Raw genomic sequence first — 12,995 nt, 5'->3', positions numbered from 1 at the left:
GAGCCCCCCTGGCCACCCCTGCTGGCGTTGCCACCGGAGCCACCCGAGCCCTGCGCCGAGCGGCCCCCTTCGGGACGGCCCTGCCCACGGCCTCCGCCGCCAGCGCCACCACGCCCCTCCCGGCGGCGGCGCGAAGCCCCCGCGGAGTGTCCGCCGCCACCACCGTTGCCCGCGGGACGCGGCGTGCCCTGGGGCCGCCCACCGTTGCCCGAAGGACGGGCCTCCGGCGCGGCGCCGGACGCATGACTCACGGGACGCGGCGCGGGCTGGCCCGAGCGGTACGGATGGTCCTCCACCACGGGCACGTTGCGGCGGATGGTGCGCTCGATGTCGCGCAGGTACGCGCGCTCCTCGGCGTCGCAGAAGGAGACAGCGGTGCCGCTGGCCCCCGCGCGGCCGGTGCGGCCAATGCGGTGCACGTACTGCTCCGGCACGTTGGGCAGGTCGTAGTTGACGACGTAGCTCAGCCCGTCGATGTCGATGCCGCGCGCGGCGATGTCCGTCGCCACGAGCACGCGGAGCGTCCCGGAGCGGAACTCGTCGAGCGCGCGCTCACGGGCATTCTGGCTCTTGTTGCCGTGGATGGCCGCCGAGCTGACGCCCGCGCCCTCCAACTGCTTCGCCACGCGGTTCGCGCCGTGCTTGGTGCGGGTGAAGACGAGCGCGCGGTGGATGTTGCCTTCCTTCAGCAGGTGCGTCAGCAGCCCGCGCTTCTGCTCGCGCTCCACGAAGTACACCTGCTGGCTCACCGTCTCCGCGGTGCTGGACGCCGGCGTCACCTCCACGCGGATGGGGTCCGTGAGGATGCTGCGCGCGAGGTCCACGATGTCCGGGGGCAGCGTGGCGCTGAAGAACAGCGTCTGCCGCTTGGGCGGCAGCGCCTTGATGACGCGCCGCACGTCGTGGATGAAGCCCATGTCGAGCATGCGGTCCGCCTCGTCGAGCACGAACACCTCGAGCGAGCGCAGCGACACGAAGCCCTGCTCCATCAGGTCGAGCAGGCGACCCGGCGTGGCCACCAGCACATCCACGCCATTGCGCAGCGTCTGGACCTGCGGATTCTGGCCCACGCCACCGAAGATGACGGCGTGACGCAGGGGGAGCCCCTTGCCGTAGGTTCCGAAGCTGTCGCCCACCTGACCCGCCAGCTCGCGCGTGGGCGTCAGGACCAGGCAGCGCACCGGGCGCGCCCCGCCCGCGGGCGCCTTGGCGGACAGCCGCTGGAGGATGGGCAGCGCGAAGGCCGCCGTCTTGCCCGTGCCCGTCTGGGCCACGCCGAGCACATCCCGCCCGGCCAGCGCGTGGGGAATGGCCTTCTGCTGGATGGGCGTGGGGGTGGTGTAACCCTCCGCCTTGACGGCGCGCAGGAGGGTGTCGTGAAGCTGCAGTTCGTCGAAAGTCATGGGTTCCTGACGTTGAAGAGAGCCCGCCTCCTCCCCAGGGGAGGAAGCCCGCGCAGCGCGCCCAGTCGGACGCATGTCCGGGGCGCCTGGCGGTGCGCGGTCGGGCCCGGTCGGCCGAACCGCTTTGGGAACGGATGGAAACAGGGGGTCACCCCTACCCATTCCGGAGAATCGGCGCGGGACCCTGCACTTTCCCGTCCCGGAAGTCCCGTGAAATCAACGGCTTGCTTTCCGGTTTTATGGCCCCTGATGGACATTTGTACAGGGTCCAGATCCTTCCAAGTCGAAAGACCCGGAATGTCCTACAGGCCCCGAGAGCCACTCCTGGCTCCCGGGGCCGCCCTTCACCTCAGGCCCGAGCCTCCGCCGCATAAGAGGCCTGGAGTGCCTCTGGCACCGGCTCGTACGCGCCCAGACGCATGCTGGCCTGGGCCCGGCCCTGGGTGCGGCCTCGCAGCCCGGTGACGTAGCCGAAGAGGCTGGCCATGGGCACCCGCGCGGAGACGAGCCGCACCACGCCGCGCGCCTCCATGCCCAGCACCCGCCCCCGCCGCGCCGCCAGGTCCCCCAACACCTCGCCGAGGTACTCCTCGGGCGTGGTGACCTCCACCTCCATCACCGGCTCCAGTGGCTGCACGCCCGCCCTGTGCGCCGCCGCCTGGAGCGCCAGGGAGCCGGCCACGGCGAAGGCCTGGGGCGTGGAGTCACGCACGTGCGTGTCCCCATCCACGAGCCGCACCTCCAGGTCCACCAGCGGCACGCCGTCCCGCACGCCTCGGGCCATGGCCCCGGCCACGCCCTTCTCGATGGCGGGCACCAACTCCTTGGGAATGGTGCCCCCGCGCGTGTCGTCCGTGAAGACGAGCCCCGCGCCACGCGGCGCCGGCCCCACGTCCAGCACCACGTACGCGTACTGTCCGGGCCCGCCCGACTGGCGGACGTGGCGGTACTCCTGACGCACCCGGCGCCGGAGCGTGTCGCGCCAGGCCACCTTGGGCTGGCCTACCCGGGCCTCCACGCCGTGCTCTGTCCTCAAGCGGTCCACCACCACCTCCAGGTGCAGCTCTCCCATGCCGGACAGCAGCACCTGGCCGCTCTCCGGGTCCACGCCCACACGCAGCGACGGGTCCTCCGCCGCCAGCCGGTGAAGGCCGTCCTCCAGCTTCGTCAGCTCCGCGGGCGAGCGCGCCTCCACGGCGAGTTGCACCACGGGCTCCATGACACCCAGCGACTCCAGCACCACGGGCTCCGCCGGGTCGCACAACGTGTCGCCCGTGCGCACGCCCTTCAGACCCAGCGCCGCGCAGATGTCTCCCGCATGGACCTCCGCCACTTCCTCGCGGCGGTTGGCGTGCATGAACATCAAGCGCCCCACCCGCTCACGCCGCCCGGTGGCGGGGTTGAGCAGGACGGTGCCCGCGCGCAGCGTGCCCGAATAGACGCGGAGGAACACGATGCCGCCCACGGCCTTGTCGCTCATGAGCTTGAAGGCCAGGGCACAAGGCGGCCCCGAATCGGATACGGGCCGGGACACACGCGCCTCCTTGCCCGGGACAAAGCCCTCCACGGCGGGCATGTCCGAAGGCGCGGGAAGGTAGTTGACGATGGCGTCCAGCAACATCTGCACTCCCTTCTTCTTGAAGGCCGACCCGCACAGCACCGGCACCAGCGTCCGCGCGAGCGTGCCCGAGCGCAACGCGCGCTCCAGGTCCTCCGCGGTGATGTCCTCCAACCGCCCGTCCACGAACTTCTCCAGCACGGTGGCGTCCTCGTCCGCGCACGCCTCGATGAGCCGCAGCCGCTGCGCCTCCACCTCCGCGCGCACGGCCTCCGGCACGGCCTGGCCGTCGACGAAGCTCCCGTCCTCCCCGTCGAACATCACGGCGCGCATGCGCACCAGGTCCACCAGCCCGCGGAATTCCGAGCCCTCGCCCAGGGGCCACTGCACGGCCACCGGCCGCGCGCCCAGCCGCGCCTGGATGGACGCGACGCTCATGGCGAAGTCCGCGCCCACCTTGTCCATCTTGTTGATGAAGGCGATGCGCGGCACGTTGTACCGGTCCGCCTGCCGCCACACCGCCTCCGACTGGGGCTCCACGCCCTGGCTCGCGTCGAAGACAGCGACCGCGCCGTCCAGCACACGGAGCGAGCGCTCCACTTCGATGGTGAAGTCCACGTGCCCTGGGGTGTCCAGGACGTTGATGCGGTGGGGCACACCCGCGCCCATCCCCTGCTGGGGTTGCCAGAACGCGGTGGTGGCCGCGGAGGTGATGGTGATGCCGCGCTGCTTCTCCTGCGGCAGCCAGTCCATCTCCGTGGCTCCGTCGTGCACCTCTCCCACGGAGTGGATGCGACCGGTGAAGAAGAGGACGCGCTCGGTGAGCGTCGTCTTCCCCGCGTCGATGTGAGCCATGATGCCGATGTTGCGGTACCGCTCGATGCGTGTGTGGCGAGACATGAAAGACTCCCGTTCCCGTCGAGCAGCGAGGCCCGCGGGTTGAATTGAGGCGCCGGTTGAAGTGAAGGGATGACGCCGCGAAGGCCTCAGCGGAACGCACGCGCGACTCGCCGGAGGGGCACGTCAGGCCCGCTCAGGGACACGTGAGGACACACGAGGACGCGGCATGAGAGAGATGGCGGAGCCGGAGCTCACGGCACACGGGAACCAGCCAACCCGCGCGCCGGAGACACCGGTCCGCCAACTCAAATGTCGAGCAGAACCTCGTGACGGGGGGCGAGGCACACGTCCGCCGCCGGCGCGAACGTGCGCGCACACAGCAGGGCGTTGAAGGAGACGGGCCTCATGATGCGTTTGAATTAAAGCACAGACGCCGTGTTGTCAATCCGGGCGCGGGTGCGAACACACGAGCCCGGAATGACAGACATGCGCGCCGTCAGGTGCTGAGCGCCCGCACGCGCGCCGCGAGGTTGTGCGTGAAGAGGCGGAAGATGCGCAGCGCCGCCGCGTCATGTGTGTCCAGGTAGTGCTGGAAACCCGCGCGGGTGATGCGCAGCGCGCGGACCGCCGTGCGCGCGCGGACCTGGGCGGACACCGGCGCATCCTGCACCAGGGAGATTTCTCCCAGGTAGGCGCCAGGCCCCAGCGTGTTGAGCCGGCGCGCGTCCGCCTCCGGCCCGCTGAACACGTCCACCTCGCCCTCCATGAGCACGAAGAGGCCGCTGCCCGGCGAGCCCTTCTCCAGCAGCACCGCGCCCGCCGGGATGAGCACCTGCCGCGCCACGCGGTACAGGTCTTTCATGTCCTCAAGCGACAGCTCTCCGAAGATGGGGATGGCCTTCAGGTAGTGGTAGCCATTGGACTCCGGCGCCGCCGCGTTCGAGGGCAGACGCGCGATGACGGCCTCGGCCTCCGCGTCCATGCCCAGGCGACGCAGCAGCCGGGCCTTCTCCGCCGCCAGCGCCGGGTCTCCCCGCGCCGACTCCGTGCCGCGCATCGTGTCGGCCAGGAGCGCCAGCGCACGCCGCGTGAAGCCCTCGCCATCCAGCAGCTTGCACATGCGCAGCACGGACTCCAGGTGACGCGGGTCACCAGAGGGAACGCTCGCGAGCGCTTCCACCTCCGCGTGCGGCTGGCCCAGCTCGCGGTAGAGCTGCGCCGCCTCGTACGGACGCCCCAAGCGCACCAGGCAGTGCGCCATGGCCTCACGCGCGCCCAGGCCGCGGTAGGCCTCCAGCGCGCGCTCCATGGCGCCGCCCCGCTCGAAGGCGGCCGCGGCGCGCTCCACCTCACCCGCGCGCAGGTACGCCTCCGCCGCGTCCACGTAACGCCCGCCCTGGACGTACAGCTCCGCCACCAGGGCCGCGGCGCCGCAGCCATCCAGCAGGCGCGCGGCGCCCGAGAAGTCACGGGCCTGGCGCAGGACTTCCGCCAGGCGCTGGCGCTCCGCCACCGCGGCCTGGGCGGCCTCCTTCTGGAGCCGCTCGCGCTGGGAGCTCCCGAGCTCCTCGTAGAGCTGCGCCGCCACCTCGGACGACGGCTGCGTGAGCAGCCCGTGGAACGCGCCCTCCCCCGCGACTGCTGCTCGGGGGCCCTCCAAACTCATCTCCGCCTCGGACCGCGACATCGCTCGCCTCCCCCATTCCGGGTCACCACGAACCTCCAGGTCGGTCCACACCGACCCAGACTTCCCGGAAGACAAGGAATTCCTATAGCACGTCGGCGAGCGGAGTTCCTCGCCTCCGTCAGCGGACGGACACGAGCTCGGTGTCGAAGATGAGGACCGTGTACGGCGGAATCCGGCCGCCCGAGCCGGTGGCGCCATAACCCAGGGACGACGGGATGATGAGGCGGCGACGGCTCCCCACGCGCATGCCGGCGATGCCTTCATCCCAGCCCGCGATGACCTGCCCCACGCCCAGTGTGAAGCTGATTGCGGGCCCGTTGCCGGTGGCGTCGAAGCTGCGGCCGTCCGGCAGGTAGCCCGTGTAGCGCACCTGCACGCGCTTGCCCGCCTCGGCCTGCGCGCCATCCTCCACGACGAAGGTGTCCTGGATGTAGAGCCCGCTCTCCAGCCGGGTCATCTCGGCCAGGTCCACGTTGAGCGACTCCGCGTACGTCACCTTGGTCGGGTCTCCCGAGTCGGGGTTGACGCTTTCGTCGTCGCCACAGCCGAGCAGCGAGACAGCCAGGAGCATGGGAACCAGCAGGGAGCGGAGCATGATGACCTCGAAGGGGTGCGTGAACCGGGAATCGGCCTCGCGGGATGGCGAAGCCTGCCCCGGCGCGGCGGCGTGGAAAAGGGGCCAGGGGTGTGCCCATGCCGCCTTCCCGCCTGCCCCCCTGGAATCCTGGAGCGCGGCGGGAGCGCTTTCGTTATGCAGGATTCCCGATGCCACGCTGGGTCAGCCTGCTCCTCTTCTTCGTCCCCGTGCTCGCCGTCCTGTCGGTGGGCCATGTCTATCTCTACCGTCGGCTCGTCCGTGACGTGACGAAGCGCAAGTGGCTGCGGCGCACCGCCCAGGGGCTGTTCGCCGTGGGCTTCGTCGGAGCGCTGAGCGCGCGGGCCATTGGCTCCGTGCTGCCCTCCGAGGGCGCCCGGCGCCTGGGCATCGTCTTCCTCCTGTGGATTGGCCTGGTCCTCTACCTGCTCATGTTCACCTTGGCGGTGGACATGGTACGGGCCCTGGCCGCGTGGCGTGAGCGCCGCAAGGCACGCGCGGAGACGACGGCCCCCACCGCGCCCGCGTCGCCGGAGCGCCGGGCACTGCTGGGTCAGGGGATCGCGGTGGGCGCGGGGCTCGCGGGCGTGGCGATGAGCTCCTACGGCGGCTGGCGCGCGTACCACCCACCCGATGTGCGAGACATCCCCGTGCGGCTGCCCTACCTTCCGCGCGAGCTGGAAGGCCTCACGCTGGTGCAACTCACCGACATCCACATCGGCGGGGTGATTCAGCGCCGATTCATCGATGAGCTGGTGTCCCGCACCAACGCACTCAAGCCGGACGTCATCGCCATCACCGGGGACCTCGTGGACGGCTCCGTGAATGCGCTGGGGGGCTTCGCCGCCAGCCTGGGGAAGCTGAACGCGCGGTACGGCACCTGGTTCGTCACCGGCAACCACGACTACTACTCGGGCGCCGATTCGTGGGTCGCCTTCCTGGAGGGGCTGGGCATCCACACGCTCCGCAACCGCTCCGTGTCCATTGGCGACAGCGCGGCCTCCTTCCAACTGGCGGGTGTGGACGACTGGAGCGCGCACCGCCTGGGCGAGCGCGGCTATGACCTGGACGCGGCGTTGCGCGACGTGCGGCCCGACCGCGCCTCCGTACTGCTGGCGCACCAGCCGTCCAACTTCGACGAGGTGGCCCGGCGCGGCGTGGGGCTCCAAGTCTCAGGGCACACGCACGGCGGACAGATGTTCCCGGGCAACCTGATGGGCGACCTCATCTGGGGAGACCGCAACGCGGGCCTGAGCCGCACGGGCGACTCGCTCATCTACGTCAGCCGGGGTTGTGGCTTCGTGGGCCCCCCCATGCGCGTGGGCGCGCCCCCGGAGATTGCCCGACTGGTGCTGCTGCCCGCGTAGCGCCCTCGGAGACCGCGTTAGCCCAACGACATGTCCAGCACCAGCGCGAGCACGAAGCCCCACATGAGGCCGGTGGTGGCCTCGCGCTCGAAACCGCCGCGGTGGCTCTCCGGAATCATCTCGTGGCTGATGACATCGCGCATCGCTCCGCCCGCGAAGGCCAGTCCCCACGGCAGCAGCGCGGAGCTGAGTGACAGGGCCAGGAGGCCGAACAGCGCTCCGACCGGTTCCACCAGACCGGCAAGCAGCGCCAGGAACGCGGCGCGCGACGCGGACGCCCCCTGAGCACATGTTCGTGCGGCCTCAGGTCGTGCCACACGCGCAGGAACAGCCTCCATCATCGAGGGGATGACCAGCGAGAAGGACGTGGCCGCCAGCATCACGCCCGCGTTGAAGCCCAACATCCGGTCCTGGGCCTTCCGGCTGAGCTCCGAGGTGACGAGCACGGGCAGCGCGCCCAGGCCCGTCGCCGTGCCCGCCAGCAGGCTTGCCACCAACCCCGCCCCCATGCCTTCGATGCTCCCATGGTCCACGCGTCCGAGGTGCCTCCGCGCTCAACACCAATGCCTCGCCTTCCAGGGCAGGACGGGATGTGGCTGGCGCTCGCAACCCCCTGACACTCCAGAGCTTTCCCCGCCGAACCTGGAGAATCGCGACCGCCGGAAACACTTTCGCGGGTGGCCCGTAGAGGAGTCGGGTGATGCGGAGCCAAACGGACGAAGCACTCATGGAACGGTTTCGCGACGGAGCACAGGACGCCTTCGAGGACCTCTTCGCGCGGCACGCGCCGCGGGTCCAAGGCTTCCTGGCCCGGATGGTGCGCAATGGCGCGCTCGCGGAGGATTTGCTGCAGACCACCTTCTTGTCCGTCATCCGCTCGCGCGGCCGCTACGAGCCCGGCACCCGCTTCACCCCCTGGCTGATGACCATTGCCGCGAACGCCGCGCGCGACGCGCTGAGGCATCAGCGACACGTAGACGCCTATGCATCCCGGGAGGACACCGCGACGCCCGCAGCCCCGGCGCCGGATGACAGCGACCCGTCGCTGCGCAGGCACCTGCTGGACGCCTTGCAACAACTCCACCCGGACCACCGTGAAGCCGTGGTGCTCAGCAAGGTGGAGGGCTGGTCCTTCGAGGAGATTGGCGCGCTGCGGGGCATCAGCCCTGGCGCCGCGCGGCTGCGGGCGCACCGAGGCTACGAGAAGCTGCGCGAGCTGCTGGGCGAGCTGGAATTGGAGGTGGCGCGATGAAGCCACCGATGGACCTGGACCAGTTGCTCACCCAGGCGCCCGCGAAGAACAACGCCGCGCTGGAGCGCGTGCTCGCCGCGGCCCGGGGCGAACTGGCGCTTCGTCGTCCGGTGCGGCGCTGGCGCACGCAAGCGGTCTGGTTGATGGCGGCGTCGGCGGGACTGGGCCTGCTGGCGGCCGGGGTGATGCTCGCGGTGGGCGCGGTCGCCGGCCCCCTGCTCCTGGCACGCGCGCCCCTGCTGGCCATGCTGGTGGGAACCAGCGCGGTGTGCGCCTGGGGCGCGCTGTCTCCCAAGGACCGCTGGATGCGCCGGCTGGGCGTGGGGCTGGCGGTGGTCAGCGCGGCCGCCCTGGTGCTCGCCCGGGGCACGCCGCACAGCCCCCCGTCGCTCCCGGGTTGGGTCTGCACCGTCAGTCACCTCGCCATCGGCGTGGTGCCGCTGGTGGTGGCGTTGTTCGCGCTGCGCGGCACCTTCTTCCAGCCGCTGCGCGCCGTGGTGGCGGGCCTGTCGGTGGGTTCGACGGGCGCGCTGCTCGGAGAGCTCGCCTGTGAGCAGGACGGGCGGCACGTCCTCTCCCATCACCTGCTCGCCTGGGTCGTCATCACCGTCGTGCTGGTGCTCATCTCGAAGTCGCTCAAGCCCCGCTCCTACGCACCATGATCCAGGACCCCTCACTCATCATCTGTCATGACGTGGACGGCGCACCGGTGCGCATTGGCGCGAAGGTGAACGTCGTACCGCACTCCGAGGACGGCACCGTCAGCCAGCGCTTCCTGGGCCAGACGGGAATCGTCATGGGGCTGGTGTTCGACGACCCGGCCACGCAGTACCCCGATGACCCGCTCATCCAGGTGCTCGTCGAAGGGCTGGGCGAAGACCTCTTCTTCCCGGAGGAGTTGGAGCTGGCCCCGGAGTGGGCCCGCAACCGGATTGCCCAGCACCGTCAAGCCGTGCGGGCCGGCGGCCGGAGTTCGCTGGAGCGCATGCCCTGACGTGGCGGGCCCCGCGTCAGCGCGCCCCTGACTGCGCTCGCGCGAACGCCACCGCCTGAGAAATCGCCTGGGAGCTGGGAAAGAGGCTCCGCGCCCGTTCCTCCACCTCCAGCGCCGCCTCCAGTTGTCCCTGCGCGCCCAGCGCGCGAATCCACCCCGCCCACGCTTCCTCCAGCAAGGCCATCGCGGCGCTGGCCGCGGAGGAGAAGGCGCGCTCCGCCTCATCCGGCGCCTGCCGCACCGAGGCGAGGAAGTGCCCCAGCGCCAGCAAGGGCTCCGGGGCCCCCGCGGAGACGTCCGACGCGGAGCGCAGCACCTGATCGGCCTCGGACACCGCGGCCTCCGGGTCCGCCGCGTCGCTCCGGCCGGCCAGCAACGTGCGGCTCAACGACAGGAGATTGGGAACGAACGCGGGACAGCTCTGCGCCAGCGCGCGGTACGCCTCGAGCCGGTGACCGCCCTCCAGCGGCTCCGCGTTCGCCAGCTTCCACTTCCTGCGCAGCTCCTGGGGGGACACGTGCTCGGACATGTCCGCACCCTACGCCTCCGCCGCGCCGGAGTGGGAGCCGACAACGCGCCTCAGTAGGACGCGGTGATGCCCCAGTGGAGACTGGAGTACGTCTCCGCCGCCACGCCGCCCTCATCCCAGCCCAGCTTCGTGCCAGCGCCGGAGAACGTGTCCTGGAAGCGGGACAGGCGGAAGCGGACCGAGTAACCGAAGGGCCCCCAGATGTCGCCCCCGACGCCCAGCTCCGCCTCCCAACCGAGGCTGGACACCGACGTGCCGTAGTCGCTGACCTCGGCGTCCAACGCCGCGCTGCCGGCGCCCAGGCCCTTGCCCGGCTTCGGGCTCAGGAAGAACTGACCCGCGCCCTCCAGCCGGACCCAGCGCAGCAGCGGCACCGACACCTCCAACCCCACGGCGGGGAACAAGCGGTGCGTCCCGGTGAGCGGGCTGTTGGAGGACGCATCCACGTCAAAGGCGCGGGTGAGGAGGCCCGCGCGCAGCCCCGCATGCCCCAACAGCGCGTTCGCCTCCCCCATGCCGAAGAAGTAGCGGTACAGCGCCTGCGCGGTGAGCACCGAGTCGGTGGCCACCGCCTCGCGCGTGGTCGACCGGCCGGCGTCACTCACCAGCGTCACGTCGGTGGAGGAAAACCCACGCCGGTAACCCAGCGACAGGCCCAGGCCGCGCAGCAGGGATTCGCTGTTCGCCAGCGGCAGCAGCTCCAGCTCGGCGGCGATGCCCAGGTACGGCACCGACGACGCGTAGCTCACCGTGTCCCCCAGGCGCTCGTTCGCCGGGAGCCGGTCATATTCGCCACAGGACTTCACGCCGGGCCGCGCGCAGGCGTTGCGCCACGTCGTCGTGCCCCCCAACGTCAGCCGCGCCAGGGGCGGGCGCGCCGGCGCGTCTCCCACCGTGCCGCCCGAGCCCGTATCCAGCGCCACCTCCAGGAAAGGGGCCTGCCGCTGCCGCGCAGCGCCCTCCACCTCCCGCCCCCCGACGCCCGGCTTCGCCGGTCCCGAGTCCTTCCGCTTCGCCGCGGCGGCCAGCGCCTGCGGCGAGGCCAGCGCCACCACCAGGGCACACCACAGCCCCCAGCGAACCCTCGAGTGTCGGGCGGTCGTCATTCCCCAGGGAGGTTCACCCACCCCGTCGGGGAAGTCCAGGCTCGGCGGTTCTCCCGCCGCTCAGGCATTGAGCGTCGCGGCGGGCCCCATCGCCGGCGCCGCGGGAGGCATGCGGGAGGAGGCGGGCTCGGACATGGGAGGCGCCGACGGGTGCTCATCATGAGCCGACAGGTGCTCGGCGCGGCCGATGCCCAGGAAGTCCCGGCGGTAGATGCGGACCATGGCCATGAAGATGGAGGCGATGAGCGGCCCCACCAGCAGGCCCATCATCCCGAACACGGCCAGCCCGCCGAACATGGACAGGAAGACGAGCAGCGGGTGCAGCGCCATGCGCGAGCCACACAGCCGGGGTCGGATGACGTTGTCGATGCTGCCCACCAGGAAGGCGCCCCAGGCCAGGAGGAACACGCCCTCACTCACCTGATTGGCGGCGATGAGCACCACGCCAATGGGCCCCCACACCAGGGCCGTGCCGCCCACGGGCACCAGCGCCACCAGCACCATGGCCGCGCCCCACACGCCGGCATGCGGCACCCCCGCGATGAGCAGCCCGACGAAGCCCACGGCGCCCTGGATGAGCGCGGTGACGGTGTTGCCATAGATGATGGCGTAGGCGACGTCGGTGAACTCGCGCGCGAAGGCCTCGAAGTAGCGCCTGTCCAGCGGGATGAGCCGCATGACCTCGGCCACCAGCCGACGCCCGTCGAGGAAGAAGTAGTACATGGCCACGGACATCAGGAACAGGTTGATGACCAGGTCCGTGCCCGCCGCCGCCACGTCGCGCAGCAACGACGCGCCACCCGTCATCGCGGCCAGGAGCGCCCGCTCCGTCTCCGCGCTGTCCACGTCCAGCCGGAGATAGCGCTCCAAGCCCAGCGGCAGGCTGGCGAGGAAAGGGTGACGCAGGTGTTGCTGCTCCAGCAGGACCTGCGCCTGGCCCACGAGCTGGAACACCTCGCGCGCCACCATCCACCCGACCAGCGCCAGCGGCGCAAGGATGAGGACGAACACGGTGACGGTGGACACCCCGGCGCTGAGAGACTTGCGGCCCCCCAGCTTCTGGCACAGGGAGTCCTGCACCGGCATGAACAGCACCACCAGGAAGCCGCCGAGCAACACGGGCATCAGGAACGGCAGCAGAATCCTGGAGAAGAGAATCAGCGCCAGGGCAAAGAGCCCGGCGAATACGAAATTGGACCACCGCCTCGAGTCAGCCACCGCAGGCTGTGGCGGAGAAGCCCCCCGCTGCACGGACTGTCCCGCGGTCGAAGGCCGCTACCGGCTGCAATTCGACACAAGCGCGGGCGTGCCTCCGGAGTGCGCGCTCCTGGGGGTGGAGGTTCCCACGGGTGAAGTCCTGGACATCACCCGCTCGGGCGAAAACCTCACCAGCCGGCTGGCGGGCGTCCCCGTCCGGGGCACCATCACCGCCCAGGGGACCTTCCTGATGACGGGAACGGGAGTGCCCTCGGCGAACCGGACGGACACCCTGACGCTCACCGGCAGCTACCTGGCGCCGCTGACGGATGGCGGGACGGCGTCCATCAACGGCGTCCTCACGGGCAGCTACGCGCGCGCGTCCGACACGGGGGGACAGCGCTGCACCGTCAGCAGTCCGTTCTCGGCGACCCGGGACTGAGCCACGGGCCGCACGAGCGCGGTCG

13 protein-coding genes are annotated in these 12,995 nt (G+C 71.0%); 5 read left to right on the top strand and 8 right to left on the bottom strand.

Annotated elements, in window-relative coordinates; all coding sequences use genetic code 11:
* The 4 genes from HNV26_RS19630 to HNV26_RS19615 all read right to left on the bottom strand — a co-directional run.
* A partial coding sequence (locus HNV26_RS19630; protein WP_171452850.1) for a DEAD/DEAH box helicase occupies positions 1–1,403 on the bottom strand: 1,403 nt, incomplete at its 3' end.
* Positions 1,404–1,752: 349 nt separating this feature from the next.
* On the bottom strand, positions 1,753–3,861 hold the full coding sequence (gene fusA / locus HNV26_RS19625) for an elongation factor G (RefSeq protein ID WP_171452849.1): 2,109 nt from the start codon (positions 3,859–3,861) through the stop codon (positions 1,753–1,755).
* Between the two features lie 436 nt (positions 3,862–4,297).
* Complete coding sequence (locus HNV26_RS19620) at positions 4,298–5,488, bottom strand: cyclic nucleotide-binding domain-containing protein (protein ID WP_171445299.1); 1,191 nt, start codon at positions 5,486–5,488, stop codon at positions 4,298–4,300.
* Between the two features lie 118 nt (positions 5,489–5,606).
* Positions 5,607–6,083 carry an FKBP-type peptidyl-prolyl cis-trans isomerase gene (locus HNV26_RS19615; protein ID WP_216612511.1) on the bottom strand — a complete coding sequence of 159 codons (477 nt, stop codon included), beginning with the start codon at positions 6,081–6,083 and terminating at the stop codon, positions 5,607–5,609.
* A gap of 170 nt (positions 6,084–6,253) precedes the next feature.
* Between HNV26_RS19615 and HNV26_RS19610 the strand changes: the two genes are divergently transcribed.
* Positions 6,254–7,450, top strand: a complete 1,197-nt coding sequence (locus HNV26_RS19610; RefSeq protein ID WP_171445297.1) for a metallophosphoesterase — start codon at positions 6,254–6,256, stop codon at positions 7,448–7,450.
* A gap of 17 nt (positions 7,451–7,467) precedes the next feature.
* Here HNV26_RS19610 and HNV26_RS19605 read toward each other — a convergent pair whose 3' ends face one another.
* Positions 7,468–7,983, bottom strand: a complete 516-nt coding sequence (locus tag HNV26_RS19605; RefSeq protein WP_366816902.1) for a ZIP family metal transporter — start codon at positions 7,981–7,983, stop codon at positions 7,468–7,470.
* A 167-nt stretch (positions 7,984–8,150) separates the two neighbouring features.
* Here HNV26_RS19605 and HNV26_RS19600 point away from each other — a divergent pair, with 167 nt between their 5' ends.
* From HNV26_RS19600 to HNV26_RS19590, 3 genes are read left to right on the top strand one after another with little or no spacing between them, the layout of a single operon-like run.
* On the top strand, positions 8,151–8,702 hold the full coding sequence (locus HNV26_RS19600; protein WP_171445296.1) for an RNA polymerase sigma factor: 552 nt from the start codon (positions 8,151–8,153) through the stop codon (positions 8,700–8,702).
* On the top strand, positions 8,699–9,364 hold the full coding sequence (locus tag HNV26_RS19595) for a DUF1109 domain-containing protein (protein ID WP_171445295.1): 666 nt from the start codon (positions 8,699–8,701) through the stop codon (positions 9,362–9,364). Before HNV26_RS19600 ends, HNV26_RS19595 begins: the two co-directional genes overlap by 4 nt.
* Positions 9,361–9,696, top strand: a complete 336-nt coding sequence (locus HNV26_RS19590; RefSeq protein WP_171445294.1) for a Carotenogenesis protein CarS — start codon at positions 9,361–9,363, stop codon at positions 9,694–9,696. Before HNV26_RS19595 ends, HNV26_RS19590 begins: the two co-directional genes overlap by 4 nt.
* 16 nt (positions 9,697–9,712) lie before the next feature.
* On the opposite strand, the gene HNV26_RS19585 is transcribed toward HNV26_RS19590, so the two are convergent.
* Genes HNV26_RS19585 through HNV26_RS19575 form a run of 3 tightly spaced genes read right to left on the bottom strand, consistent with a single transcriptional unit; the run spans position 9,713 to position 12,549 of the window.
* A complete protein-coding gene (locus HNV26_RS19585; RefSeq protein ID WP_171445293.1) occupies positions 9,713–10,225 on the bottom strand; it encodes a hypothetical protein in 513 nt (170 codons plus the stop codon).
* 50 nt (positions 10,226–10,275) lie between these two features.
* Positions 10,276–11,331 carry a hypothetical protein gene (locus HNV26_RS19580; protein WP_216612510.1) on the bottom strand — a complete coding sequence of 352 codons (1,056 nt, stop codon included), beginning with the start codon at positions 11,329–11,331 and terminating at the stop codon, positions 10,276–10,278.
* Positions 11,332–11,391: 60 nt separating this feature from the next.
* Complete coding sequence (locus tag HNV26_RS19575; protein ID WP_171445291.1) at positions 11,392–12,549, bottom strand: AI-2E family transporter; 1,158 nt, start codon at positions 12,547–12,549, stop codon at positions 11,392–11,394.
* An 88-nt stretch (positions 12,550–12,637) separates the two neighbouring features.
* On the opposite strand from HNV26_RS19575, the gene HNV26_RS19570 reads away from it, so the two are divergent.
* Positions 12,638–12,970, top strand: coding sequence for a hypothetical protein (locus tag HNV26_RS19570; protein WP_253816795.1), 333 nt, complete (start codon positions 12,638–12,640; stop codon positions 12,968–12,970).
* The last annotated feature ends 25 nt before the right edge of the window (positions 12,971–12,995 follow it).

The sequence above is a fragment of the Myxococcus xanthus genome (assembly GCF_013116825.1).
GTDB lineage: Bacteria > Myxococcota > Myxococcia > Myxococcales > Myxococcaceae > Myxococcus > Myxococcus xanthus_B.
The sequence above is the reverse complement of the archived record's forward strand: the minus strand, read 5'-3'. Positions and strand labels throughout refer to the sequence as shown.

Bases quoted from the DNA above. Each gene is read 5' to 3' on its own strand.
- HNV26_RS19595 (WP_171445295.1), top strand. From the start codon at position 8,699: ATGAAGCCACCGATGGACCTGGACCAGTTGCTCACCCAGGCGCCCGCG.
- HNV26_RS19585 (WP_171445293.1), bottom strand. From the start codon at position 10,225: ATGTCCGAGCACGTGTCCCCCCAGGAGCTGCGCAGGAAGTGGAAGCTG.
- HNV26_RS19615 (WP_216612511.1), bottom strand. From the start codon at position 6,083: ATGCTCCGCTCCCTGCTGGTTCCCATGCTCCTGGCTGTCTCGCTGCTC.
- HNV26_RS19610 (WP_171445297.1), top strand. From the start codon at position 6,254: ATGCCACGCTGGGTCAGCCTGCTCCTCTTCTTCGTCCCCGTGCTCGCC.
- fusA (WP_171452849.1), bottom strand. From the start codon at position 3,861: ATGTCTCGCCACACACGCATCGAGCGGTACCGCAACATCGGCATCATG.
- HNV26_RS19620 (WP_171445299.1), bottom strand. From the start codon at position 5,488: ATGTCGCGGTCCGAGGCGGAGATGAGTTTGGAGGGCCCCCGAGCAGCA.
- HNV26_RS19580 (WP_216612510.1), bottom strand. From the start codon at position 11,331: ATGACGACCGCCCGACACTCGAGGGTTCGCTGGGGGCTGTGGTGTGCC.
- HNV26_RS19590 (WP_171445294.1), top strand. From the start codon at position 9,361: ATGATCCAGGACCCCTCACTCATCATCTGTCATGACGTGGACGGCGCA.
- HNV26_RS19600 (WP_171445296.1), top strand. From the start codon at position 8,151: ATGCGGAGCCAAACGGACGAAGCACTCATGGAACGGTTTCGCGACGGA.